Source organism: Telluria sp. LT2P80, from assembly GCF_059685955.1.
In genome coordinates this window covers 244847-268730 of sequence record NZ_JCASIO010000004.1, presented here as the reverse complement: position 1 = coordinate 268730, position 23884 = coordinate 244847, and the positions used below count along the sequence as shown (strand labels likewise).

Here is a 23884-nt window from a genome sequence, read left to right as displayed (position 1 = left end):
ATTATGCCTTAAATACCCGGCATTCGCCCCACGCTGGGGCGGGGTTTGCCCAATGGCTGTGCAGTTTTCACAGCCTTTCAACAACTCATGCCTGCTTTTCTTGCAGCTTGAGCAGATGATAGTAGACCATGCCGGCCTTGTCCGCACGCACCGCTTCCCAGCCTGCCAGCCACTCGGGAACCTCATCACCTTCGGCCAGCAGCGGCGCTTCGGCTTCGGCGTACACCATGCCGCCCTCTTTCAGCAGCGCTGTGCACAACGGCAACGTCTTGGCCAGCAAGTCTTGCTGATAGGGCGGATCGAGAAAAATCACGTCGAAGCGCTGGCCACGGGTGGCCAGGTCGCGCACGAGCGTCAACGCGTCCGCGCGCAGGATGGTGACGTTGGTCGCCTTGAGCTTGTCGCGGTTTGCTTCGAGCTGGCGTACCGCCGGGCTATGGTTGTCGACCATCAGCACCGACGCCGCGCCGCGGCTGGCCGCCTCGAAGCCCAGCGCCCCGGAACCTGCGTACAGGTCGAGCACGGTAGCAGCATCCCAGTCATTGGCGAGCTGGTGATTGATCCAGTTGAAGACGGTTTCGCGTACGCGGTCCGGCGTAGGCCGCAGGCCAAGGGCGTCGACAACAGGGAGCAGGGTTCGTTTGAAGGCGCCGCCGATGATGCGGACCTGGTGCTGCGCCATGCGCGGCGCGCCGTGCGGCTTGGGGCCGGCAGGCTTGGAGTTGATGGACTTTCTGTGCATGGGCGGCACTATAGCATGGGGTTTACATGCGATTGCGCGCCGCCCTTTGCGTGCTTCTTCAGTTACTTATTTACTTGCTTATTTACCTGCAGCCAGCGCCTCAAGGTCGCCAATCCAGCCCTGGATGCGCTCCTGCGCATGGGCTTTCTGCTGGGGCGTGGCGATCCGGATCGCCGTCAGGATGAACTTTGTGGTGTGATCGATACTGGCGTCATAGAAGCCCTTGCGTTCCGGCGAGTCCATGCGGGCAGACAATTCCCGCATCAAGCCTGCGACACGCGCCGACGTCTGTTCGCGGTTGAGTTTCTTTTGCTGGATCTCGGTCAGCACGGCCAGCACGCGGCGCTGGCGGTATTGGCGCTCTTCCAGCCACAGGTTGTTGTCCAGCGGACGCAGATCGGACGCGCGGCGCAGGGTCGCCTCTTGTTCGCTGCTGAAGTTGCCGAACCAGAGTTCCATCTGTTCCATCGACTTCTTGAAACGGGCGCGCTGGCGCTTGTCGACGCTGCCGTCCATGAACTTGCGGCGGTATTCGTCGTTCTTGTCCTTGAACTTGCGCTCCATGTGGGTGATCTGCTCGGGTGTGATCGACATGGCCAGCGTCGTCAGTTCCGGCACGGCGCGCTGGCCCAGGCGATCGGCGCGTACGCGGATTTCGCGGTAGTCGCCGAGCAGGTCGGCCTGGGTCGGGTTGCCGGCCAGTTGACGCTTGAACGTGCCCAGCAATGCAGCATAGTCACGCAACTCCGTCTTGCGGTGCCACTGGAACACGGCTTTGATATCGCGCTTGGCCACATCCGCTTGTTGACCTTCGAAGTCGACATACGAATTCATCCACCAGTAAAGTAGAGTGTCACCCTGGTTGTACGAGAAGCGAATCGAGCTGCAACCGGCGGCCATGACCGTCATGGCAAGCAGCAGGAGCGCAAACACGCGTCGGAACGCGCCATCGCGCATGCTAAAATTTTTCATATATTCAACTTTTTGAGAACGGCTTATGAACGTTGTGATCCTCGCCGCCGGTATGGGCAAACGCATGCAGTCTGCCTTGCCGAAAGTACTGCATCCACTGGCTGGTAAGCCCCTTTTGCGCCACGTCATCGATACCGCGCGTGGCTTGAATCCGCAGAAATTATGCGTGATTTATGGACATGGAGGCGCAGCGGTGCCAGAGATGGTCGCAACAGTGGCAGAATCCACCGGCAGCACGATCGATACCGCGCTGCAGGAACCGCAGCAGGGCACCGGTCACGCCGTCATGCAAGCCGTGCCGCAACTGGACGATGACCAGCCGACGATCGTGCTGTACGGCGACGTGCCGCTGACCACCGTCGATACGCTGCGCCGCCTGGTCGAGGCCGCAGGTAGCGACAAGCTGGGCATTCTCACCGTCGAGCAAGCCAATCCATTCGGGCTGGGCCGCATCGTGCGTGAGGACGGCAAGATCGTGCGCATCGTCGAAGAGAAAGACGCGACCGAGGCTGAACGCGCCATCAAGGAAATCAACAGCGGCATCATGGCGATTCCGACCCGCCACCTTAAAAAGTGGCTGGCGGCGCTGTCCAACAACAATGCCCAGGGCGAGTATTACCTCACCGACATCGTCGCCCAGGCCGTGGCCGACGGCGTGCCGGTCGTCTCGAGCCAGCCGTCCGGCGAATGGGAAGTGGCGGGCGTCAACAGCAAGGTGCAGTTGGCAGAGCTCGAGCGTCGTCATCAACTGAACATTGCGCACGCACTGCTGGAGCGGGGCGTGACCTTGATGGATCCGGCCCGCATCGATGTGCGTGGTGAACTCATTTGCGGCCGCGATGTCATGATCGATGTCGGTTGCGTATTCGAAGGCCGCGTCGAGTTGGCCGACGGCGTGCGCATCGGCGCGCACTGCGTGCTGGTCAATGCCACCGTGGGCGCAGGCGCCAATATCAAGCCGTTCTGCCATATCGAGGACGCCACGATCGGCGCTGCTTCGCAGATTGGTCCGTATGCGCGCCTGCGGCCGGGTACCACGCTCGGCGAAGACGTCCATATCGGTAACTTTGTCGAGGTCAAGAACAGCACGGTCGCCGCGCACAGCAAAGCCAATCACCTCGCGTACGTGGGCGACGCCACGATTGGCTCGCGCGTCAACATCGGCGCCGGCGTCATTACCTGCAACTACGACGGCGCGAACAAGTTCCGCACCGTGATCGAAGACGACGTGTTTGTTGGCAGCGACACCCAGCTGATCGCACCGGTCACGGTTGGCAAGGGCGCGACGCTGGCTGCTGGCACGACGCTGACCAAGGATGCGCCCGCCGGCAAGCTGACCATCTCGCGATCGAAGCAAGTCACGATCGACAGCTGGAAGCGTCCAGTGAAAATCAAGAAGTAATCCACTGGCCGCGCACAGGCTAACCACAAGCTAATCACAGGAAATGAACAAGATAAACACAGGGTAATACCCTGCTTATCCCATGTTCTTCCCTGTGGTCATCCACATTGTTATCCACAGGTGCTGGCGTGCCTGTCTGGCCCGCTTACACGGCGATGCGCGTCTCGAACTTGCTGCGGTGGGTCGCAAAATAGGTCTTCACGTTACGCACATTGGCGTGCGCGGTAAACAGCCGGTGCGCCAGCTCGTGGTAGGCCGGCATGTCGGCCACTTGCACGATCAGCACGAAATCCGGCCCGGGCGACACGCGGTAGCACTGCAGCACTGCAGCTTCCGTGTCCGCCAATTTCTCGAATTCGACCATGCGCTCGGCGGCCTGGACGTCCAGCGTGATCTCGACGATGGCGCTCAGGCCCGCCCCCACCTTGTCGGGCGCAACAATGGCCACCTGGCGCTGGATGACGCCGTTGTCCGTCATGGTCTTCACGCGGCGCAGGCACGTCGGCGGCGACACATGCACCTGCTCCGCCAGTTGTGCGTTCGTCTGCGATGCGTCAGTCTGCAGAATGGTCAGAATGCGACGATCGATGTCGTCAAGGACAGGGAGAGCATTGATTGGCATGAAATTTAAGAGTATTTAATGCTGCTATATGAAACAAGATTTCACGGCGTAGCGGTCGTGAAATAATATGACAAATATAGCTGCACACTGTACGCTTATTTCATCGTACTTGCTCTACGATAATACTCATTGAATACTTTGAAGTGAGGTTAGCCATGTGCGGTATCGTCGGAGCAGTCGCAAAACGCAACATTACCCCTGTCCTGATCGAGGGCCTCAAGCGCCTCGAGTACCGGGGCTATGACTCCTGCGGTGTGGCTGTTCATCTCGACGGCCGCCTGACCCGCTCGCGCTCGACCTCGCGCGTGGCCGAACTGGAAGCACAGGTCAAGGAAGCGCATCTGGACGGCTTCACCGGGATCGCCCACACCCGCTGGGCGACCCACGGCGCGCCGGCATCGCACAACGCCCACCCGCACTTCTCGCCAAGCGAAGACAATGCGCGCATCGCACTGGTTCACAACGGCATCATCGAAAACCACGACGAACTGCGCGCCGAACTGACCGCCCTGGGCTACGTCTTCATGAGCCAGACCGACACCGAGGTCATCGCTCACCTGGTCGACCACATGTACAACGGCGACCTGTTCGAGACCGTGCAGCAAGCCGTCAAGCGCCTGCACGGCGCCTACGCCATCGCCGTGTTCTGCCGCGAAGAACCGCACCGCGTGATCGCCGCGCGTCAGGGTTCGCCGCTGATCGTCGGCGTGGGCAAGGACGAGAACTTCGTCGCCTCCGACGCGATGGCGCTGGCCGGCACGACCGACCAGATCATCTACCTGGAAGAAGGCGACGTGGTTGACCTGCAACTGGCGCGCTACTGGATCGTCGACGTCGACGGCCGCCCGGTCGAGCGCGAGGTCAAGACCGTGCACGCTCACACTGGCGCGGCCGAACTCGGCCCATACCGCCACTACATGCAGAAAGAAATCTTCGAGCAGCCACGCGTGATCGGCGACACGCTCGAAGGCGTCACCGGCATCATGCCGGAACTGTTCGGCGACGGCGCCTTCGCGGTGTTCAAGAAAATCGACCGCGTGCTGATCCTTGCTTGCGGCACCAGCTACTACGCAGGCCTGACCGCCAAGTACTGGATCGAATCGGTGGCCAAGGTGCCCGTGAGCGTCGAGATCGCCAGCGAATACCGTTACCGTGACAGCGTGCCGCATCCGGACACGCTGGTCGTCACCATCACCCAGAGCGGCGAAACGGCCGACACCCTCGCCGCGCTCAAGCACGCGCGCAGCCTGGGCATGGAACACACGCTGACCATCTGCAATGTCTCGACGAGCGCCATGGTGCGCGAATGCAAGCTGGCCTACATCACCCGCGCCGGTGTCGAAGTCGGCGTGGCCTCGACCAAGGCCTTCACGACCCAGCTGGCCGCCCTGTTCCTGCTGACGCTGACGCTGGCCCAGGTCAATGGCCGCCTGACCGATGCCGAAGAAGCCGAACACCTCAAGCAGATGCGTCACCTGCCAGTCGCACTGGCCGCCGTGCTGGCGCTCGAACCGCAGATCATCGCCTGGGCCGACGACTTCGCCCGCAAGGAAAACGCCCTCTTCCTGGGCCGTGGCATCCACTACCCGATCGCACTGGAAGGCGCGCTGAAGCTCAAGGAGATTTCGTACATCCACGCCGAAGCGTATCCAGCCGGTGAACTCAAGCACGGCCCGCTGGCGCTGGTCACCGAAGAGATGCCCGTGGTCACGATCGCCCCGAACGATGCGCTGCTGGAAAAGCTGAAGTCGAACATGCAGGAAGTGCGCGCGCGCGGCGGTCAGCTGTACGTGTTCGCCGACGTCGATTCGCGCATCACGTCGGGCGATGGCCTGCACGTGATTCGTTTGCCTGAGCACTACGGTTTGCTGTCACCGATCCTGCACGTGGCGGCGCTGCAGTTGCTGGCGTATCACACGGCGCTGGCGCGTGGAACCGATGTGGACAAGCCGCGTAATCTTGCGAAGTCGGTGACGGTGGAATAAACGTTTACTGGTAAAAGCACTATTGTGGCGCGCCCATAAAGCGCGCCACAAACCAATAAAACCTGGCGCAAAGCTTTAGCTGTACCAATAATTACTCAGCCGCGCGCAACGTAATGTTTGGATGATCAGCAAATACCTGCATCACCAGATCAAAGTAGGTCGGCCCACCCTGCCCAAGGCGCGCGAGTGCAGCGTGAATCGGACCAGGTTTGAACACCTGCGGATGCTCGAGCTTTGCGAGATAGTAAGCACGAGTCGCCTCGACCCCCAGAGCAATACGGCTGCTGTCCATCTGGTCCCACACGACGATTGCCGGGGCCTTGCCGCGCAAGACGCCATAGCCACCGTATAGCATGTCATCCAGGCCATCCAGGCTGGCGCCAAGCTGCCAATCCTCCCCCACCATGAAGACGCGGTTGATCTCGTCATAAAACGAGGCAATGTCGCGGATGCTGGCGCCGTCGATCATCAGGATTTGCGGCGCCGACGGGGTAGCAACGCTTGTAGCGTGGGTCATGTTCATCGAATCCCGGACCAAACATCCTACATGTGTCCATATCGGCTGGATTCAATCGCTCGTTCAAAAGCGGCTCAAAACCCCCATCGCACACCCCAACAAACCCACCGCAAAAACGTCGCGCCACCGCCTCAGTAGTAGTACGCAGAACGCTACCGCTTGAATACTGAGACGGCCTTTTAAGAGGGCCAGCCCCAAGCAAGGCTACTTTGTTTGGGCTATACTTACCCAACTCCTATACAAGAGTTACCCCCAGTTTCGATGGACGCCAGGGATATTAACTGGCCCGCCTGACACTCCTGTCAACGCGTTATATCCTTGTTTGCCAACCCGCGATGCAGCCACGATCGAGACCCGGTCGCAGCAATGCATCGCCGTTGCTATTGCGTCGGTTGTCGAGGCTTGTTGCGGTGGATTGCCGCGACAGATCCCGACAACCCGTTCTCTGGTGGCGCTTCCGGTTACTTCCGGAATGCGTCACTACCGAGCCGTCGAATTTTTAAATCAGATGTTGCATGCCAGGCCATCGCACACATTTTTTCAGGTGATACTCGTATGCGCAACTCGCTATTAGTCGTCCTTTCTTGCTTCATCGTTGCTTCGTGCTCGAAAGCGCCCGCTCCATCCAATGACAAGCCGGTTGACGTTGTCCTGATCGGTGCCGGTGTCATGAGTGCCACGCTCGGTACGATGCTCAAGGAACTCGATCCGGAACTGACGATCCAGATGTACGAACGCATGGACTCGGTCTCGGCCGAAAGTTCGGATGCCATGAACAACGCCGGCACCGGTCACTCCGGTTTCGCCGAGCTGAACTACACGCCGGAAATGCCGGACGGTACGATCGACACCAAGAAGGCGGTCGACATCAATGAGCAGTTCGAAGTGTCGAAGCAGTTCTGGGCCTACCAGGTGCAAAAGCAGTACCTTGGCGCGCCGCAGAGCTTCATCAACAATGTGCCGCACATGGCCTTTGTCTGGGGCGACGACAACATCAATTTCCTGCGCAAGCGCTACGCCGCACTGCAGAAGGAAAACCTGTTCAAGGGCATGCTGTATAGCGAAGACCAGGCAGAAATCCGCAAGTGGGCGCCGCTGGTCATGAATGGCCGCGACGCAGCGCAAAAAGTGGCTGCCACCCGCATGGAAATCGGTACCGACGTCAACTTCGGCGCCCTGACCCGCAGCATGGTCAAGCACCTGACCGACTCGCACGGGATGACGCTGAACCTGCGTACCCAAGTCGAAGACATCAAGCGCGGCGAAAATGGCCTGTGGAACGTCACCGTCAAGAACCTGGCGGACAACAAGCTGTCGACCGTGAGCACGAAATTCGTGTTCATCGGCGCTGGCGGCGGCGCACTGCCACTGCTGGAAAAGACCGGTATTCCTGAAGCCAAGGGCTTCGGCGGCGTGCCGGTCGGTGGTCAGTGGCTCGTCACGAACAATCCGGCGCTGATCGAGGCGCACAACGCCAAGGTGTATGGCAAGGCATCGGTCGGTTCGCCGCCAATGTCGGTGCCGCACCTGGACACCCGCGTTATCGATGGCAAGAAAGCCCTGCTGTTTGGCCCGTTCGCCACGTTCTCGACCAAGTTCCTGAAAAATGGTTCGTGGATCGACCTGCCCGCCTCGGTCAACACTGGCAACGTGCGTCCGATGGTGCAAGCCGGTATCGACAACATCCCGCTGACCAAGTACCTGGTCGAGCAAGTGATGCAGTCGCAGGAAGACCGCGTGGCAACCCTGCGTGAGTACCTGCCGGAAGCCAAGAACGAAGACTGGAAACTGGTCAACGCAGGTCAGCGCGTGCAGATTGTCAAGGACGATCCGGCCAAGGGCGGCCTGCTGCAGTTCGGTACCGAAGTCGTGGCATCGAACGACGGTTCGGTAACTGCCCTGCTGGGCGCGTCGCCAGGCGCCTCGACCGCTGCGCCGATCATGCTGAAAGTGATCGCGGCATCGGCGTTCAAGGACAAGCTGGCCACGCCAGAGTGGCAAGCCAAGATGAAGGAAATGATTCCTTCGTACGGCCGTAAGCTCAACGGTGATGCAGCGTATGCCAACCAGATCCGTCAGCAGAGCAGCGCTGTTCTGGGCCTGAAAGCCATCACGCTCGACGTGACGGCCGCATCGCAAGAGTAAGCAAGACCGCAGTAACAACGACAAAGGCCCCGGTGCTTCACAGCGCCGGGGCCTTTGTCGTTGTGCGGTGCAGAGGGTGTTATTTGCGTGAACGCAGGGCTTCGAGCTCGGCCCGCAGTGCGCTGCGCTCGGTGCGCGACGTGTCGAGTTTCGCCTGCAAATCCTTCAGCTCGCCCATCAGGTTGTCGCGCTCGGTCGTGGCGCCGATCAGGTCCATCTGCGCCTGCAGACGCGCATCCGATTCGGCCGCCGTGGCCGTCACATTGCGTTCGAGCTGCTGGCGCAGATCGGCCAGTTGCGCATCCTTGCCGTCGATCGCCAGCTGGTCCTTGGCCTTGCCGACCAGGGCGTCGGTGGCGATCTGGCGCGCATTGCGCAGCTCGGCCGTCAGGCGCTGGATTTCTTCGTCGCGCTCTTCAGCCATCGACTGGGCATGATCGCGCGCCGCCCGGGCTTCGTCCAGATCGGCCTGTAGCGCCAGCTTCTCGCTGTCGGCCGTTGCCAGTGCGTCGCGCAGACCGGCGCCGGCGTCGTGCGCATACTGTTGGGCCCAGGCACTCAGTTCAGCGAGCAGGGCTGGCGGCATCTCGGCCTTTGGTGGGGTGGCCATGGCAGTGGTCATTGCGCGTCAAATCGTGTCGTGAAGAGGGGTTTATCATACGCCACAGTTTCCATCGGGAATTAAATGCACCGCTAAATTGCGCCGATGTGTTGCGCCTTTGCTAGTGCAAAAACCCGTGCATACAGCGGCACGGCTGAGTATTCAGACTTATCCACAGGTTTATCCCCACCGGGTCAGCAGCGCCCCTTCACGCCACCACGGCCAGCAATTCCAGCTTGAGTTCCCTCAATCCTTCCGGCGCGTAGATCGAGATCGACTGCGCCTTGAGCATGCGCTCGAACATCGGCCCTTTCGATTCCAGGCTGAAGTAGCAGGTTTCGGGCCGTACGGGGATCGCGGCCGGCGGCTGCGGCGAATACTGCAGGCGAACGCCGGGCAGCGCCGAGAGCACGAATTTCTCGACATCGTCCGGTGCGCCGACCTTGAAACGCAGCGGCACGATTTCGACCAGTTTGAGCGCCGCGATGTCGGCCGATACCGCGATATAGAACGTGGTGTCGTCGTCGATCTTGCCCGAGTCGAGCATCCCGATGTGGTACGACGGGAGCACCTCGTTGAGTGCAATCCCGAAGTACTTGGCCGAGATGACTGTGTCGAGCAGTTCGCGGATGATCATGTGCAGCTTGGCGAAGGCCGGGCCGGGGTCGCCGTGCTGGTAGGCCGGCAGGTCGGCCAGGGTCCAGCTCTTCGAGAACGTCATCAAACCGCCAGCCACGTCCAGCAGCGACTGGAACAGGCGCTCCGGATGCAGCGCCGGATGATGAAAGTGGTGCGTCAGCGCTGCGTAGGCTGAACTGGCCGTGTGCAGCAGCCAGAACGACGACATGTCGCCCGAGCGGAATTCAATCACGTTGCGGGTCGGTTCGCGGTGGTGGCCGTAGAGCGCGCCGACCTTGGCCTGCAGCGCGTCGAGCAGGCGCCGCAAACCCTGGAACAGCACCGGCGATGCGCCCACTGACAGGGCCGGCGGCACCAGGGCCGGATCGGGTTCGAAGCCGCCGGTGGGCGTGCGCCGCACGCGCAGCAGCGGGAAGTGGATGTAGGCGTCGCGCGGCTCGAACTCGGCCACCAGGCGCAGCGCGCGCCGCAGATAGGCCAGCTGCACCGGCGCGGCCTGTGTGAACAGGTCGGGCGCTTCCAGGTTCGCCTGCATGAAGCGCGCCGCATTGTCGGCCGACGTCGCGCCCTGCCCCGGCTGCACGAAGTTGGCATTGAAGGGTTTGAGGCCCGGCAGCGCCGCGTAATACGTCACCGCCTGCACCGTTTGCGCCAGCGTGCTGAGGTCGATCGTGGCGGGCAGCTCGTCGCTGCCCGGCGCCTCGTACAGCTCGCCATCCTGAAAGCGCAGCGCCAGCCCGGTCACGCGCAGCATGCTGCTGGCCAGCGCCTCGCGGTCGATCTCGCACAGCTCCACGCCCCAGGCATAGGGATGGACCGCCTTGACGCTCTTGAACAGGCAATGCTCGTGGTACGCATCCTGGCGCTGGAAGTGCTGGGGGCGCAGCAGCAGACCTTCGCCCCAGAGAACTTTGCTCGTCATGGTGCTGTCTTCCCAGTTGTTATGGCCGGAAAGAAACAATAACGACGACATAGAGTTGCCCACGTGAAGTTCATCAACGTTTGGCGACGAACCGCATGGCAACATGCGATTGGTTTTCATCACGCAACATTCCGCACGCCCTCCCTCTGCTCCACCGCGAAGGAACGCTCCATGAAGGGATACACGCCGGATCTGTTCGACCGTCTGCTTGGCCAGCCGGTACGCCAGGGCGTTGTCGTCGTGCGCCTGAATGTCGACGAGTTGAAGGATGCGGTGGCGCGCGACCTCGAGGCGCTCCTGAACACGCGCTCGATCATCCAGGAAGGCGAACTTGCCGGCTACACCGAATGCAAGACATCGATGGTCGACTACGGCCTGTGCGATTTCGCCGACCGCTCGCTCTCGAGTCCTTCGGACCGGGCCCACATCTGCGCCTGCATCGAAGCGGCCATCACGCGCCATGAGCCGCGCCTGACCGGTGTGAAGGCGCAGCTGGCGCTGCGCGACGAGGCGGCCGGCCCGTCGATCAATCGCCTGAGCTTTTCGATCACGGCAGTGCTGGTGGGGAGCGTGTCGCAGGAGCCGGTCAACTTCGACGCCGTGCTTCAGCCGTCCACGCTCCAGTACAGCATCCGCAAGGCCGGCCGCGCAGCAGCAACAATGGCAACAGCGGCGTCGCCGGTGAAGGAGACCTGAGATGGACCAGCTCCTGCCCTACTACGAAAGCGAACTGGCTTACCTGCGCCACAACCTGCGCGAATTCGCCGAACGCTATCCGCGCGTCGCCGGGCGCCTGTTGATCAGCGGTGAAGTCTGCGAAGACCCGCACACCGAACGCATGATCCAGTCGTTCGCCTTCCTCAACGCGCGCATCGCCCGTCGCCTCGACGACGATTATCCCGAGTTCACCGAAGCGCTGTTTGGCGTGCTGTATCCGCACTACCTGCGCCCTTTTCCATCGTGCTCGATCGCGCAGCTCGGCCCCGCCATCACCCCCAGCACCACCGGCACCGCTGCTACCGCTGCCACTGCTGCCGCCCAGCAGACGAGCGTGACGACGATCGGGCGCGGCGCCGCATTCAACACGCGGCCCGTGCGCGGCGTGGAATGCACGTTTCGCACCGTGTATCCGGTGGCGGTCGCGCCGCTGGCGATCACGCGCGCGGCGTTCTCCCCGATCATCGGCGCGCCCGACACGGTGCGCTTGCCGGCCGGCGCCACGGCCAGCATCAGCGTGCGCGTGGCCATGACCTGCGACGGGCGCGGACTCGATGCGCTGGCGCTGCCGGCGCTGCGCCTGTTCCTCGATGGCGAACCGTCGCTGTGCGCGGCGCTGCGCGACGCGCTGCTGGTGCGCACGGTGGCCGCCTATGTGCAGGCCGATGGCGGCCACTGGCTCGCGCTGCCGGCGCTGCCGGTACGCAGCGCCGGCTTTGGCGACGACGAGGCGCTGATCGATTTCCCGGCGCGCTCGCACGCGGCGTATCGCCTGCTGACCGAGTACTTCTGCTTCCCCGAAAAATTCAACTTCGTCGACCTCGACCTGGCCATGCTGACGGCCGCCCTGCCCCGCGGCACGCGCGCGCTGACGGTGCACCTGGCACTGGCCGGCATTCGCAGCGATTCGAACCTGGCGCGCATGCTCGGCACCCTATCGACCAACAACCTGCTCACCGGCTGCACGCCGGTGATCAACCTGTTCCCCCAGCGCGGCGAACCGATCCAGCTGACCCACGCCAAGGCCAATTACCCGGTGCTGGCCGACGGGCGCCGCGCCTATGGCTACGAGGTCAATGCGATCAACGACGTCAATATGGTGCGCCAGACGGCGCAAGGCGAAACGATCATCAAGTTCCAGCCTTTCTACTCGCTCAAGCATGCGCAGACGCCGCAGCACAATGGCCACTACTGGGCCATGGCGCGCGATGAAGCGCTGGCCGAACGCAGCCCCGGCTTCGAAACCCAGATCACGATCGTCGACATCGATTTTGATCCGGCCAAGGTCGAAAAGACCACGCTCAATCTCGAACTGACCTGCACCAACCGCGACCTGCCATCGCTGCTGCCATACGGCCAGGCAGGGGGAGACCTGTTCACGGAAGGCGGCTCGGGCACGCGCGCCATCACGTTCCTGCGCAAGCCGACGCGCACCTGGCGCTTCGCGCGCGGCCGCAGCGCGCAGTGGCGCCTGATCTCGCTGCTGTCGCTGAACCACCTGTCGCTGGCCGATGGCGGCGTCGACGCCTTTCGCGAAATGCTGGCGCTGCACGACGTGCCCCGTTCGGCCGCCTCGACGCGCCAGATCGGCGGCATCCTCGCGATCGCCTATACGCCCACCAGCGCCTGGTTGTCCGGCAATCCCTTTAATTGCCTGGTGCGCGGGATCGAGGTGCGGCTCACTATCGATGAAGAAGCGTTTGTCGGCAGCGGCATCCACCTCTTCGCCCACGTCATCGAACGCTTCCTGGCGCTGTACGTGCACGCCAACAGCTTTACCCAGCTGGTGATCGTGTCCCATCAATCGTCCGAGGAACTGCTGCGATGCGCACCCCGAAGCGGCGATCTGAGTCTGCTGTAATCGAACAGCTGTTTCGCGAGCCGTGGCGCTTCGACTTTTTCCAGGCAGTGCAGGTGCTCGAGTTGTGGCTGCGGCGCCGTGGCAAGCCGGCGCACGGCCTGGTGGCGGACATGCTGCGCTTCCGGAATTCGGTGTCGCTGGGCTTCCCGGCCAGCCAGCTCGAAAGCATCCAGGCCGATGTGCGCGACCTGTCGATCGGCATGCCGTTCGCGCTGCCGATCGACGCCGCAGCGCTGGCCGACGCGGTGCAGGAAGGCACGCTGCGCCATGTGCGCCTGACGCCGGCCTTCATGGGTCTGTTGGGCTGCAACGGCGTGCTGCCGGCGCATTACACCGAGCGCATCGCCGCGCACCAGGCGCACCACAAGAACGAGGAAGAAGACGACGGCCCGCGCGCCTTCCTGGATGCGTTCTCGAACCGCTCGCTGGCCCTATTCTACGAAGCCTGGCGCAAGTACCGCCTGCCGTTGAAGTACCAGCCCGATGGCCAGGATGCCTTCCTGCCCCTGTTGATGAGCCTTGCCGGGCTGGGTGACCCGGCCCTGCGGCGGCGCCTGAGCGACGTGGGCGACGGCGCCGTGCTGGACGAATCGATCGGCTATTTTGCCGCGTCGGTCCGGCACCGGCCGGTGTCGGCCGTGCAGCTTGCGCGCGTGCTGTCCGAGTATTTCGGCCAGCCGATCATGGCCGAACAATTCATCGGCGCCTGGTACGACATCCCGGCCGCGCAGCAGTCGATGCTGGGCCACGACAGCGCCGTTCTCGGTACCCGCGCGCTGGCCGGCGCGCGCGTCTGGCAGCGCACGCTGCGCCTGCGCCTGATCGTCGGGCCACTGACACATGCGGGCTTCCAGGCCTTCCTCCCGGGCGGGCTTGCCGCGCGCGCGCTCAAGAGCGTGCTGGCGCTGTTGACCGGCGTCGCCCTCGAATACGAAGTCGAGCTGGTGCTGCGCGCGGCCGATGTCCACAACATCACGCTGGACGCCGTCAATCCGGGCCGGCTGGGCTGGGACGCCTTTCTGGTACTCGATGCGCCGCCGCGCGACCGGCACGATGTGCGCTACGACCTGCTCGCCACACCGCCCCCGGTCGTCAAGACACCGGCCGCCACGTCGCAGCCGTTTGTTAGGTGACAAACGCACCCCGTGCATCCCGATGGCGTATCCTGACGGTTGTGGGGCATCACGCCTCGATGGACTGGAGTGGTGATGAGCGAACAGATCATCTCGGCGATCAAGCTGGGCGGCCAGCAGCTGGCGGCCGTCGTGACGCTGGCGGGACCGGAACGCTACGAGTATTTCATCCGGCGCGCGGCCGAGGCGCGCGAAGTATGGGGCCTGTACCAGGACGGCTGGGCGCTGGCCAAAACGGACGACGGCACCCTGGTGTTTCCGATGTGGCCGGCCAACGAGTACGCCACGCTGTGCGCTGAATTCGAATGGGACGGCTATGACGCGCAGGCGTTCTCGCTGGAAGAACTGATCGAAGAACTGCTGCCGCAGCTCGAAGAAGACAGCGTCCTGCCGGGCGTGTTCTATACGCCGGGCGACAAGGGCATCACGCCCACCGTGGCGCAGCTGATTGGCGATCTCGAGGACGAACTGCGCCGCAACTGACTGGCCTGGCGGGGCGCCGGCGTCACAGGCCGGCCAGCAGCGCCTCGACCACGTCGAGCTGCACCGGTTTGGTCAGGTGGTGGTCAAACCCGGCCTCGTTCGAGCGCTGGCGATCGCTCTCGGCGCCCCAGCCGGTCAGCGCCACCAGCACGATGTCTTCCAGGCCCGGCGTGGCGCGGATCGCGCGCGCCGTCTCGTAACCGCTCATGCCCGGCATGCCGATGTCCAGAAACGCCACGTGCGGGCCAAACCCCTGCGCGACGGCCAGCGCCTCGTACCCGTCGTGCGCGACTTTCACCGTGTAGCCCGACATCTCCAGGATCATCGACAGCGTCACGGCCGCATCGACGTTGTCGTCCACCACCAGCACCTTCAGGCCGCCGGCCACGTTATCAGGCGCTGGTGCAGGCTCGCCTGGCGCGGGCCCGGCCTGTACTGCCTCGGCGGCCAATGGCAGGCGCACTGTGAAGATGCTGCCGGCATTGGCGCCGGCGCTGGTGGCGGCGACCGAGCCGCCATGCATCTCCACCAGGCGCCGCACCAGCGACAGGCCGATGCCCAGCCCGCCCTGCGAACGGTCGACCGTGCGGCCGATCTGGCTGAACATCTCGAACACGCCGGCCAGCGCATCCGCTGCGATGCCCACGCCGCTGTCACGCACCGTGATCACGGCGTCACGGCCATCGCGCCGCGCCGACAGGGCAATCTGCCCGCTCGTTGGCGTGTACTTGGCCGCGTTATTGAGCAGGTTGGCCACCACCTGCGCGATGCGGGTAGCGTCGGCGTCGACCGGCAGGGCCGCATCGGGCAGGTCGACCGTCAATGCATGCTGGCCTGCGTCGATCAGCGGCATGCTCGTTTCGACCGCGCTGGCCAGGATGGCCGCCAGGCCGGTGCGCTCGCGCTTGAGTTCCAGCTTGCCGCCGCTGATGCGGGCGATGTCGAGCAGGTCGTCGATCAGGCGCACCATGTGGCCGACCTGACGCTCCATCATGTCGCGCACCTTCGCCATGGCTGCCGGATTGTCGCCGCTCATGCGCATCACCGACAGGCCGTTCCTGATCGGCGCCAGCGGGTTGCGCAGCTCGTGCGCCAGCGTGGCCAGAAATTCCGTCTTGCGGCGGTCGGCCTCGGCCAGGTCGTCGGCCAGGCGCCGCAGCGTCGATTCGGACTGCTTGCGCGCCGAGATGTCGTTGAACAGGAGCGCCACCTTGCGGCTGTCCGCACCGCCGATGCGGGTGGCGTAGACATCGAACCAGCGGTTCATGGCCGGCGCCTCGTTCTCGAAGCGCACCGGGTCGCCCGTGAGCGCCACGCGGCCATAGGTGTCGAACCAGAAGTCGTCGAGCCCGGGCAGCATCTCGCGCGCGGTGCGGCCCACGGCGTCTTTCAGGCCGGTGTGCGCCTTGAAGGTCGGATTCATCTCGAGGAAGCGGTAGTCGACGGGCCGGTTCGCCTCGTCGAACAGCATCTCGAAAATGCAGAAGCCTTCGTCGACGGACTCGAACAGGGTGCGGTAGCGTTCTTCGCTGGCGCGTAACTCCTCGACCATCCGTCTGCTCTCGATGTTCGCGGCCTGCAGCTGGTGCAGCAACCGTTCGCGTTCTTCGCTGGCCTTGCGCTGCTGCGTGATGTCGCGCGAGATCACCAGCAGGTGCGCGCGCAGCCCATCGCTGCTGGCAGTGCGCGTAACCATCACGTCCCACCACTTGGGCGTGCCTTTGGCGGTGGGACAGGCGGCGACGAGATGGCCGGTGCCACCGGCGCGCGCCGTCTCCAGCGCCGCGCGCACGGCGTCGTGGGACTCGGCCGGCCAGAACGCGATCCATGACTGGCCACGCAGCAGGCTGATATCGTCGATCTCCATCGCGCTGCCGCCATTGCAGTTCATTGCGAGAATCGTGCCATCCGTGTCGAGCAGTTTCACGCAGTCGGGGATGGCTTCGAACAATGCCCAGCCGAAGGAAACGGCGTCCTGTGCCGGCATGGTGTCGCGGGATTCCTGCATGTATGACCTTCCGGCTATGTCTCCAGACACGGAGAACGTTAAAACAATTTCAACAGGAAATTTTACCCAGATCGGCGTGACCTTGCAGTAATGATGCATACGTCGTGCATCCGGGATGGGCGTATTCCCCCTCATGTCATCAAACTGTGACCAAACTGTCACGCCGGCGTCATCTTGTCTTACTACTATTCACGGGCTTTCCCTTATCCACACAACAAATACAGGATCCATCCCGTGAACAAGCCGACCGATCTCGCCCGCCATGGCATCGACCATGACGATATCGACCTGAATACTTCGTCGAACGAGCAATTCAGCACTGTCATGAACGCCCGCCTGAGCCGCCGCAACATGCTGCGCGGCGGCGCCGCCACGGCTGCCACCGCGCTGCTGAGCACCTTCGGCCTGACCGCGTGCGGCGGTTCGGATGATGATCCTGTCGCGACGGCCCCGGCACCAGTAGGCAACACGCCTTCGCCGGCGCCGGTCGAAAAGCTGCTCGGTTTCACCGCCGTCGGCAAGAGCCTGGCCGACACCGTCGTCGTCCCGGCCGGTTACACCGCCAGCGTAATATATGCACTGGGCGATCCGCTCGCAGCCGGCACCCCCGCCTACAAGAACGACGGCACCGACACCGATTTCGAGAACCGCGCGGGCGACCACCACGACGGCATGGAATTCTTCTCGCTGTCCGCCGACGGCGCCGTCTCGACCACGGGCGTCACGCGCGGTCTGCTGGCCATGAACCACGAAGCGACCACCAACGAAGGCCTGGCCTCGTTCTTCGTGCATGCCAATGGCGGCACCAATACGCTGCCGCGCCCGGCGCTGGAAGTCGACAAGGAGATGGCGCTGCACGGCCTGTCCGTCGTCGAAGTCCGCACCACCAACGGCAAGTGGGAATACCTGCAGAATTCGAACTTCAACCGCCGCGTGCACCAGCAGACCGAGGTCCAGATTTCGGGCCCGGTGCGCGGCAATGCGCTGGTCAAGACCAAGTACTCGCCGGACGGCACCAAGTTCCGCGGCACGCTCAACAACTGCGGCACCGGCCGCACCCCGTGGAACACCTATCTGTCGGGCGAAGAAAACTGGGCCGGCTACTTCACCCGCTCGGCCACCGACAACACAGCACGCGGCGACAAGAGCGTCGCATCACTGAACCGCTACGGCGTGGCCCAGGGCGCGGCTTCGCGTCACGGCTGGGAAACGGGCGGCACGGACGACAAGTACGCACGCTGGAACATCAGCAAGAAGGGCACGTCGATCGACGGCAGCGATGACTACCGCAATGAACTCAACGGCGAAGGCTACATCATCGAGATGGATGCCTACGACAAGACCCGTCCACTGAAAAAGCGCACCGCGCTGGGCCGCTTCGCCCACGAGAGCGCCGCCTTCGGCCGCCTGCTGGCCGGCGCGCCGCTGGCCATCTACATGGGTGACGATTCGCGCGGCGAGTACATCTACAAATTCGTCTCGACCGCACCGTGGAATCCGGCCGATGCCATTGCCACCGACCGTATTGCCACCGGCGACAAATATCTCGACAGCGGCAAGCTGTATGTGGCCAAGTTCAACGCCGACGGCAAGGGCAGCTGGATCGAACTGAACATCACCAACGCCGCGATTGCCGGCTACGCCACCTACAAATTCGCTGACCAGGCCGACGTGTTCGTCAACGCCCGCCTGGCAGCCGATGCCGTCGGCGCGACCAAGATGGACCGTCCTGAATGGTGCTCGGTCAACCCGGCCAACGGCGAGATCTACTACACGCTGACCAACAACAGCAACCGCCGCGCCGAACCAAGCGGCTCAAGCCAGGTCGGCGTGGACGCGGCCAACCCGCGCGCCTACACCGACATGAAGGGCACCACCGCCCAGCCGGGCAACCCGAACGGCCACATCATCCGCATGAAGGAAGATGCCGCCGGTTCGACCGCCACCACCTTCAGCTGGGACGTGTACCTGTTCGGCGCCGAAGCGGCGGCCGCTGCGAGCACGATCAACCTGTCGGGCCTGACTGCTGACCAGGACTTCTCGAGCCCGGACGGCATGTCCTTCACCGTCTCGACCGGCATCTGCTGGTTCCAGACCGACGATGGCGCCTACACCGACGTCACCAACTGCATGATGCTCGCCGGCTTGCCAGGCTCGGTCGGCGACGGCAAGAAGGTCACCGTGCCGAATGCAAAGGCCGACGGTTCGGTCCTGAACGTCGACACCTACGTTGGCAAGGCCGCCACGCCGGACACGCTCAAGCGCTTCCTGGTGGGCCCGAAAGGCTGCGAGCTGACCGGCATCGCTGAAACGCCGGACGGCAAGGCGCTGTTCGTCAACATCCAGCACCCGGGCGAAAACACGGCTGCTGCCAACATCGGCGACGTCACCAAGTACACGAGCCAGTGGCCAGCCAATGCCGGCTACGGCGGCGGCAAGCGTCCGCGTTCGGCGACGCTGGTCATCACCAAGAACGACGGTGGCCGTATCGGTTCGTGATCGCCTGATCTGAGGTGTACCTGACCTGAGGGGCCGGCTGCTTGCGCAGCCGGCCTTTTTTTATTGCGGCGCTCTTCAATGCGGCGCAAGCGGCAGCAGCGCGGCGCGCGCGGCCTTGAGCAGCGCCGCGCCCATGCGTTCGAGGCGCGGGGGCTGGATCCGCCAGGCGTGCCAGTACAGCGGCACGTCGTGCGCGATGGCGGGCGACAGGTCGACCAGGTCGCCGCTCTGCAGCAGCGCCGCGCACTGCTCGTGCGGCAGCATGCCGTAGCCCAGACCCAGGCGCACTGCCTCCGCGAACGCATCGCTGGACGGCACGTAGTGAAACGGGTACGCGCCGTCCGGCAGCCCGAATTGCGTGAGCAGGAACGACGACTGCATCGCATCCTTGCGATCGAAGACCATCAGCGGCGCGACCTGCGCGGTGGCGCGCGTGATTCCGGCCGGGAACCAGCGCTGCGCGAACGCGGGCGAGGCCACCAGCCGGTAGCGCATCACGCCGAGCAGGCTCGCGCAGCAGCCGCGCATCGGCTCCGGCTCGCCCGAGATGCAGGCCACGGCATGCCCCCCTTCGAGCAGCGAAAACGTGTGGCCCTGGTTATCGAGAATGAATTCGACCAGCAGCTGTTCGTCGATCAGGATGGGCGCCAGCACGGGCAGCAGCCAGGTCGCCAGCGTGTCGTTGTTGACCGCCAGCGTCACGCGCGCCGGGCCCGGATCGCCCGTCATCTCGGCCAGGAACTCCGATTCGAGCAGTGTGGAGCGGCGCAGATATTGCAGCAGCCGCGCGCCGGGTGCGGTGGGGCGGCAGGGCCGGCTGCGCACCAGCAGCGGCGTGCCCATGTCCTGCTCCAGCGCCGAGATGCGCTGCGAGACGGCCGACGGCGTGATTCTGAGCTGGGCGGCGGCGGCTTCCAGGCTGCCGGCGTCAATGGCGGCGAGGAAGGCGGCGCTGCGGCGAGGGTCGAGCTTCATGATTAGCGCTTCTTACGTGGCCTGAATAATCATGAATATAATTGAAGTCGAGTCCATGGGCTGGAATAGTGGCGGCTTTCGCCAGGAGGCTGCCATGTTCTCGCAACAGATCTATCTTCAGGGGCTGGGGCTGGGCGCTGGTCTCATCGTGGGCATCGGTGCCCAGAACGCGCACGTGCTGCGCACTGCAGTGCGGGGCCGGCACGTACTGCCGACAGTCGCGACCTGCATCGTCGTCGATGCGATCCTGATCGCGGCCGGCACCAGTGGCCTGGGCGCGCTGATCGAAGCGTCGCCGATCCTGATGCCGCTGGCGCGCTACGGCGGCGCCGCGTTTTTGGTCTGGTACGGGCTGCGCTGCTGGTCGAGCAGCTGGCGTGGCGGCGCGACCCTGTCCGGCGACGCAGCTGCGCAGGCGCAGACGCTGGGCGCGGCGCTGGCAACCGTGCTGGCGCTGTCGCTGCTCAATCCGCACGTGTATCTGGACACCGTCGTGCTGCTCGGGGCTGTCGGCAGCAGCCTGGCCGCGAGCGAGCGCAGTTCGTTTGCGCTGGGGGCGATCACGGCGTCGGCGCTGTGGTTCTCGGCGATCGGGCTGGGAGCGCGGCGCTTCGCATCGACGCTGGCGCGCCCTGGGGTATGGCGCGTGATCGAGGCGCTCACGGGCGCCGTGATGCTGGTGCTGGCGGTGCTGCTCGTGGTCGACACGTGAGGCTGCAAAAAAAGTGGATGGACACGGTGCATGGCGGTGTAAAGTTGCATTTTGTCCATTCAATTTTCGAGGAGCTGGCTTGAACCGCAAGAACCGTTTGGCACTGAAACTGATGGCCCTGTGCATGGCCACCGTGGGCTGGTCCGGCGTACACGCCGCCGACGTCATCATCAGCGCCGAGCGGCTGCTGGACGTGAAATCCGGGCGCATGATCGACAAGCCCGAGATCCTGGTACGCGACGGCAAAGTCGTCAGCATCGGGCGCGCGGGTGGCGCAGGTGGTGCAGGTGGCGCAGGTGGAGTGGGCGGCGCAGCTGGCGCGGCGGCCGGTGGCGAAGCCGCCACGCGCATCGACCTGCCCGGCATGACGCTGCTGCCCGGCCTGATCGACATGCACGTCCACCTCGACTCCGACCCCACCTACGGCGGCTACAGCAACCTGGAATACAACGACCGCTTCTGGTCGGCGCTGGCCGTGGCGCATGCGGGCAAGACGCTCGACGCGGGCTTTACCACGGTGCGCAATCTGGGCGCAGCCGACTGGAACGACGTCGGCCTGGGCCAGGCGATCGCCGCCGGCAAGGTGCGCGGCCCGCGCATCATCCCTGCCGCCTGGTCGTTCGGCCCGACCGGCAGCCACTGCGACAGCACCTACTTCCCGCCATCGATGGACCAGAAAGGCCCGTACAACGCCGACGGGCCGGACGAAGTGCGCAAGTCGGTGCGCTCGCTGCGCAAGTACGGCGCGCAAGTCATCAAGGTGTGCGCCACGGGCGGCGTCTTCTCGCGCAACACCGAGCCGGGCCAGCAGCAGATGAACCTCGCCGAACTGCGCGCGGCCGTCGAAGAAGCGCACCAGTGGGGCCTGCAGGTCGCCGCGCACGCGCACGGCGCCGCCGGCATCAAGGACGCCATCCGCGCCGGCGTGAACACGATCGAACACGCCAGCCTGATCGACGACGAAGGCATCGCCCTGGCCAAGAAGCATGGCGCATGGCTGTCGATGGACATCTACAACGGCAGTTACACGGCGCTTGAGGGCAAGAAGAACGGCGTGCTGGAAGACAATCTGCGCAAGGACCGCGAAGTGACGGAACTGCAGCGTCAGAACTTCAAGCGCGCGCATGCGGCCGGCGTGAAAATGGTGTTCGGCACCGACGCCGGCGTCCACCCGCACGGCGGCAACGGCAAGCAGTTCGCCGTCATGGTCCAGTACGGCATGACGCCGCTGCAAGCCATCCAGAGCGCCACCATCAACGCCGCCGAAGCACTGGCACGCAAAGACGTCGGCATCATCGAACCCGGCCGCTACGCCGACCTGGTCGCCGTCGAAGGCGACCCAACCGTCAACGTCCGCCTGCTGGAAGCCCCCGCCGTCGTCATCCAGAACGGCCTCATCGTCAAACGCCTCACCCCCCAACAATGAGGGTCAGTGTAGAATTAATGAGCAATAGCCCAATATCAAGCCAGTAAATGTTGCAGCGTCAACAGTATTGAATTACTTGAATGTGTGCCAGCTTTAATTAGGGTCAGAGTCGAATTAATTTTCAATTTATTTTCAAAAATTGACAAACAATTCGACTCTGACCCTAATTGTTTTCTTTGAATTTTATGTGCTCAGGGATGAATTAATTTCCTGATTTAAATTAGTATCTTATAGGCATGGTTTTGTGCCGAATTACGGCCTTGAACAATTAGGGTCAGAGTAGAATTAATGAGCAATTGATTCAATTTCCGTCCAATCTCGCTTCAACCCTGAGCTCGGCTGCACGTCTTGCCAATCAATTAGGGTCAGAGTCGAATTAATAAGAAATTGATTAAATGAAGTTGTCAAACAATTCGACTCTGACCCTCATTGTTTGTTTTTAGGAGAAGAAATGAAAGCAATTGTTTATACGCAGAATGGGTTGCCGATCGATGATCCGAAGGCGCTTGTCGAAATGGAATTGGGGATGCCGGTGGCGGGGCCGCATGATGTAGTGGTTGAGGTGCGCGCGGTGTCGGTCAATCCGGTCGATACCAAGATCCGCCTTGGCGTGGCGGTGACTGAGCCGCGTGTGCTTGGGTGGGATGCCAGTGGTGTCGTGCAGTCGGTTGGCGACAGTGTCACGCTGTTCGCGCCGGGCGATGAGGTGTTTTATGCCGGATCGCTTATTCGCCCCGGCTCCAACAGCCAATTCCAGGCGGTCGATGAGCGCATCGTTGGCAAGAAGCCCCGTACGCTCGGCTTTGCCGAAGCGGCTGCCCTGCCCCTGACGTCGATCACGGCCTGGGAGCTGCTGTTCGACCGCCTGCGCGTGCCCGAAGGCGGCGGGGCTGGCAAGTCGCTGCTGGTCATCGGCGCGGCCGGCGGTGTTGGCTCGATCCTGATTCAGCTCGCGCGCCAGCTCACGGGGCTCACCGTCATCGGCAGCGCCTCGCGCGATGCCACGCGCGAGTGGGTCACCAAACTGGGTGCGCACCATACCGTCGACCACACGCGCCCGATGCAGCCGCAGCTGGCCGAACTGGGCTTCGACCAGGTCGACATCGTCATCAGCCTGACGCACACCGATCATCACTATGCCGACATCATCGAGGCGCTCGCGCCGCAGGGCCAGCTGGCGCTGATCGACGATCCGGCCACGCTCGACGCAGTGCCGCTCAAGCGCAAGTCGATCTCGCTGCACTGGGAGCTGATGTTCACGCGCTCGCTGTTCGGCACACCCGACATGGTGCGTCAGCACGAGCTGCTGAACCGCGTGGCCGACATGGTCGACGATGGCCGCCTGACGACGACCCTGGGCGAGCATTTCGGCGCGATCACCGCCGATAACCTGCGCCGCGCGCATGCGCTGATCGAAAGCGGCAAGGCGGTCGGAAAAATCGTCCTCGAAAACTTCTGACGCCGGAATCGCTTACCATCGTGGGGTTGAAAAATCCCACGATCACCCAGCGAAAGCGAAAGGA

The 23884-nt window shown here is 63.5% G+C and carries 19 protein-coding genes; 11 read left to right on the top strand and 8 right to left on the bottom strand.

The genetic code is table 11. The features are described 5' to 3' along the window. Positions 1 to 85: 85 nt before the first annotated feature. Entirely contained in the window at positions 86 to 742 is a 657-nt protein-coding gene (gene rsmD / locus AC56LW_RS12955; protein WP_499634842.1) for a 16S rRNA (guanine(966)-N(2))-methyltransferase RsmD, read from the bottom strand. A 78-nt stretch (positions 743 to 820) separates the two neighbouring features. Then, complete coding sequence (locus AC56LW_RS12950; protein WP_499634839.1) at positions 821 to 1714, bottom strand: DUF6279 family lipoprotein; 894 nt, start codon at positions 1712 to 1714, stop codon at positions 821 to 823. 25 nt (positions 1715 to 1739) lie between these two features. On the opposite strand from AC56LW_RS12950, the gene glmU reads away from it, so the two are divergent. After that, complete coding sequence (gene glmU, locus AC56LW_RS12945; protein ID WP_499634836.1) at positions 1740 to 3116, top strand: bifunctional UDP-N-acetylglucosamine diphosphorylase/glucosamine-1-phosphate N-acetyltransferase GlmU; 1377 nt, start codon at positions 1740 to 1742, stop codon at positions 3114 to 3116. 145 nt (positions 3117 to 3261) lie between these two features. Here the strand turns inward: glmU and AC56LW_RS12940 are convergent, their stop codons facing one another. After that, positions 3262 to 3738 carry an Lrp/AsnC family transcriptional regulator gene (locus AC56LW_RS12940; protein ID WP_499634833.1) on the bottom strand — a complete coding sequence of 159 codons (477 nt, stop codon included), beginning with the start codon at positions 3736 to 3738 and terminating at the stop codon, positions 3262 to 3264. 155 nt (positions 3739 to 3893) lie between these two features. On the opposite strand from AC56LW_RS12940, the gene glmS reads away from it, so the two are divergent. Beyond that, positions 3894 to 5723, top strand: a complete 1830-nt coding sequence (gene glmS, locus AC56LW_RS12935) for a glutamine--fructose-6-phosphate transaminase (isomerizing) (RefSeq protein WP_332531192.1) — start codon at positions 3894 to 3896, stop codon at positions 5721 to 5723. A gap of 91 nt (positions 5724 to 5814) precedes the next feature. Here the strand turns inward: glmS and AC56LW_RS12930 are convergent, their stop codons facing one another. Then, positions 5815 to 6246, bottom strand: coding sequence for a barstar family protein (locus AC56LW_RS12930; RefSeq protein ID WP_332531193.1), 432 nt, complete (start codon positions 6244 to 6246; stop codon positions 5815 to 5817). 549 nt (positions 6247 to 6795) lie between these two features. Here AC56LW_RS12930 and mqo point away from each other — a divergent pair. Next, positions 6796 to 8385, top strand: a complete 1590-nt coding sequence (mqo, locus tag AC56LW_RS12925) for a malate dehydrogenase (quinone) (protein WP_499634830.1) — start codon at positions 6796 to 6798, stop codon at positions 8383 to 8385. A 79-nt stretch (positions 8386 to 8464) separates the two neighbouring features. Here mqo and AC56LW_RS12920 read toward each other — a convergent pair whose 3' ends face one another. Continuing rightward, the gene (locus AC56LW_RS12920) at positions 8465 to 8995 is read right to left on the bottom strand and encodes a DNA-binding protein (protein ID WP_499634827.1); all 531 of its coding nucleotides are present in this window, start codon (positions 8993 to 8995) and stop codon (positions 8465 to 8467) included. Positions 8996 to 9194: 199 nt separating this feature from the next. Continuing rightward, positions 9195 to 10547 (bottom strand): type VI secretion system baseplate subunit TssK, encoded by a 1353-nt coding sequence (tssK, locus tag AC56LW_RS12915; RefSeq protein WP_499634824.1) that lies wholly within the window; start codon positions 10545 to 10547, stop codon positions 9195 to 9197. A gap of 171 nt (positions 10548 to 10718) precedes the next feature. On the opposite strand from tssK, the gene tssE reads away from it, so the two are divergent. The 4 genes from tssE (at position 10719) to AC56LW_RS12895 (ending at position 14741) form a co-directional block, all read left to right on the top strand. Then, entirely contained in the window at positions 10719 to 11243 is a 525-nt protein-coding gene (gene tssE / locus AC56LW_RS12910; RefSeq protein WP_499634821.1) for a type VI secretion system baseplate subunit TssE, read from the top strand. 1 nt (position 11244) lies between these two features. Then, positions 11245 to 13125 carry a type VI secretion system baseplate subunit TssF gene (tssF, locus tag AC56LW_RS12905; protein WP_499634818.1) on the top strand — a complete coding sequence of 627 codons (1881 nt, stop codon included), beginning with the start codon at positions 11245 to 11247 and terminating at the stop codon, positions 13123 to 13125. Further along, positions 13089 to 14258: a type VI secretion system baseplate subunit TssG gene (gene tssG, locus AC56LW_RS12900; RefSeq protein ID WP_499634815.1), complete on the top strand. Its 1170-nt coding sequence runs from the start codon at positions 13089 to 13091 to the stop codon at positions 14256 to 14258. Before tssF ends, tssG begins: the two co-directional genes overlap by 37 nt. A gap of 75 nt (positions 14259 to 14333) precedes the next feature. Further along, entirely contained in the window at positions 14334 to 14741 is a 408-nt protein-coding gene (locus AC56LW_RS12895) for a DUF2750 domain-containing protein (RefSeq protein WP_183554928.1), read from the top strand. A 22-nt stretch (positions 14742 to 14763) separates the two neighbouring features. Here AC56LW_RS12895 and AC56LW_RS12890 read toward each other — a convergent pair whose 3' ends face one another. Continuing rightward, positions 14764 to 16749: a PAS domain-containing hybrid sensor histidine kinase/response regulator gene (locus AC56LW_RS12890; RefSeq protein WP_499634812.1), complete on the bottom strand. Its 1986-nt coding sequence runs from the start codon at positions 16747 to 16749 to the stop codon at positions 14764 to 14766. A 234-nt stretch (positions 16750 to 16983) separates the two neighbouring features. On the opposite strand from AC56LW_RS12890, the gene AC56LW_RS12885 reads away from it, so the two are divergent. After that, entirely contained in the window at positions 16984 to 19248 is a 2265-nt protein-coding gene (locus tag AC56LW_RS12885; protein WP_332531201.1) for a PhoX family protein, read from the top strand. Positions 19249 to 19323: 75 nt separating this feature from the next. Here AC56LW_RS12885 and AC56LW_RS12880 read toward each other — a convergent pair whose 3' ends face one another. Continuing rightward, positions 19324 to 20223 carry a LysR family transcriptional regulator ArgP gene (locus AC56LW_RS12880; RefSeq protein ID WP_499634809.1) on the bottom strand — a complete coding sequence of 300 codons (900 nt, stop codon included), beginning with the start codon at positions 20221 to 20223 and terminating at the stop codon, positions 19324 to 19326. Positions 20224 to 20317: 94 nt separating this feature from the next. Between AC56LW_RS12880 and AC56LW_RS12875 the strand changes: the two genes are divergently transcribed. The 3 genes from AC56LW_RS12875 (at position 20318) to AC56LW_RS12865 (ending at position 23820) form a co-directional block, all read left to right on the top strand. After that, on the top strand, positions 20318 to 20935 hold the full coding sequence (locus AC56LW_RS12875; protein WP_499635289.1) for a LysE/ArgO family amino acid transporter: 618 nt from the start codon (positions 20318 to 20320) through the stop codon (positions 20933 to 20935). A gap of 79 nt (positions 20936 to 21014) precedes the next feature. After that, positions 21015 to 22361, top strand: coding sequence for a Xaa-Pro dipeptidase (locus AC56LW_RS12870; RefSeq protein WP_499634806.1), 1347 nt, complete (start codon positions 21015 to 21017; stop codon positions 22359 to 22361). Between the two features lie 451 nt (positions 22362 to 22812). Further along, positions 22813 to 23820 (top strand): zinc-binding alcohol dehydrogenase family protein, encoded by a 1008-nt coding sequence (locus AC56LW_RS12865; RefSeq protein ID WP_499634803.1) that lies wholly within the window; start codon positions 22813 to 22815, stop codon positions 23818 to 23820. Positions 23821 to 23884: the final 64 nt, after the last annotated feature.

What these genes read in the sequence shown, in the direction of transcription:
- rsmD (WP_499634842.1), bottom strand. Translation starts at nt 742, where the DNA reads ATGCACAGAAAGTCCATCAACTCCAAGCCTGCCGGCCCCAAGCCGCAC.
- AC56LW_RS12950 (WP_499634839.1), bottom strand. Translation starts at nt 1,714, where the DNA reads ATGAAAAATTTTAGCATGCGCGATGGCGCGTTCCGACGCGTGTTTGCG.
- glmU (WP_499634836.1), top strand. Translation starts at nt 1,740, where the DNA reads ATGAACGTTGTGATCCTCGCCGCCGGTATGGGCAAACGCATGCAGTCT.
- AC56LW_RS12940 (WP_499634833.1), bottom strand. Translation starts at nt 3,738, where the DNA reads ATGCCAATCAATGCTCTCCCTGTCCTTGACGACATCGATCGTCGCATT.
- glmS (WP_332531192.1), top strand. Translation starts at nt 3,894, where the DNA reads ATGTGCGGTATCGTCGGAGCAGTCGCAAAACGCAACATTACCCCTGTC.
- AC56LW_RS12930 (WP_332531193.1), bottom strand. Translation starts at nt 6,246, where the DNA reads ATGAACATGACCCACGCTACAAGCGTTGCTACCCCGTCGGCGCCGCAA.
- mqo (WP_499634830.1), top strand. Translation starts at nt 6,796, where the DNA reads ATGCGCAACTCGCTATTAGTCGTCCTTTCTTGCTTCATCGTTGCTTCG.
- AC56LW_RS12920 (WP_499634827.1), bottom strand. Translation starts at nt 8,995, where the DNA reads ATGGCCACCCCACCAAAGGCCGAGATGCCGCCAGCCCTGCTCGCTGAA.
- tssK (WP_499634824.1), bottom strand. Translation starts at nt 10,547, where the DNA reads ATGACGAGCAAAGTTCTCTGGGGCGAAGGTCTGCTGCTGCGCCCCCAG.
- tssE (WP_499634821.1), top strand. Translation starts at nt 10,719, where the DNA reads ATGAAGGGATACACGCCGGATCTGTTCGACCGTCTGCTTGGCCAGCCG.
- tssF (WP_499634818.1), top strand. Translation starts at nt 11,245, where the DNA reads ATGGACCAGCTCCTGCCCTACTACGAAAGCGAACTGGCTTACCTGCGC.
- tssG (WP_499634815.1), top strand. Translation starts at nt 13,089, where the DNA reads ATGCGCACCCCGAAGCGGCGATCTGAGTCTGCTGTAATCGAACAGCTG.
- AC56LW_RS12895 (WP_183554928.1), top strand. Translation starts at nt 14,334, where the DNA reads ATGAGCGAACAGATCATCTCGGCGATCAAGCTGGGCGGCCAGCAGCTG.
- AC56LW_RS12890 (WP_499634812.1), bottom strand. Translation starts at nt 16,749, where the DNA reads ATGCAGGAATCCCGCGACACCATGCCGGCACAGGACGCCGTTTCCTTC.
- AC56LW_RS12880 (WP_499634809.1), bottom strand. Translation starts at nt 20,223, where the DNA reads ATGAAGCTCGACCCTCGCCGCAGCGCCGCCTTCCTCGCCGCCATTGAC.
- AC56LW_RS12875 (WP_499635289.1), top strand. Translation starts at nt 20,318, where the DNA reads ATGTTCTCGCAACAGATCTATCTTCAGGGGCTGGGGCTGGGCGCTGGT.
- AC56LW_RS12865 (WP_499634803.1), top strand. Translation starts at nt 22,813, where the DNA reads ATGAAAGCAATTGTTTATACGCAGAATGGGTTGCCGATCGATGATCCG.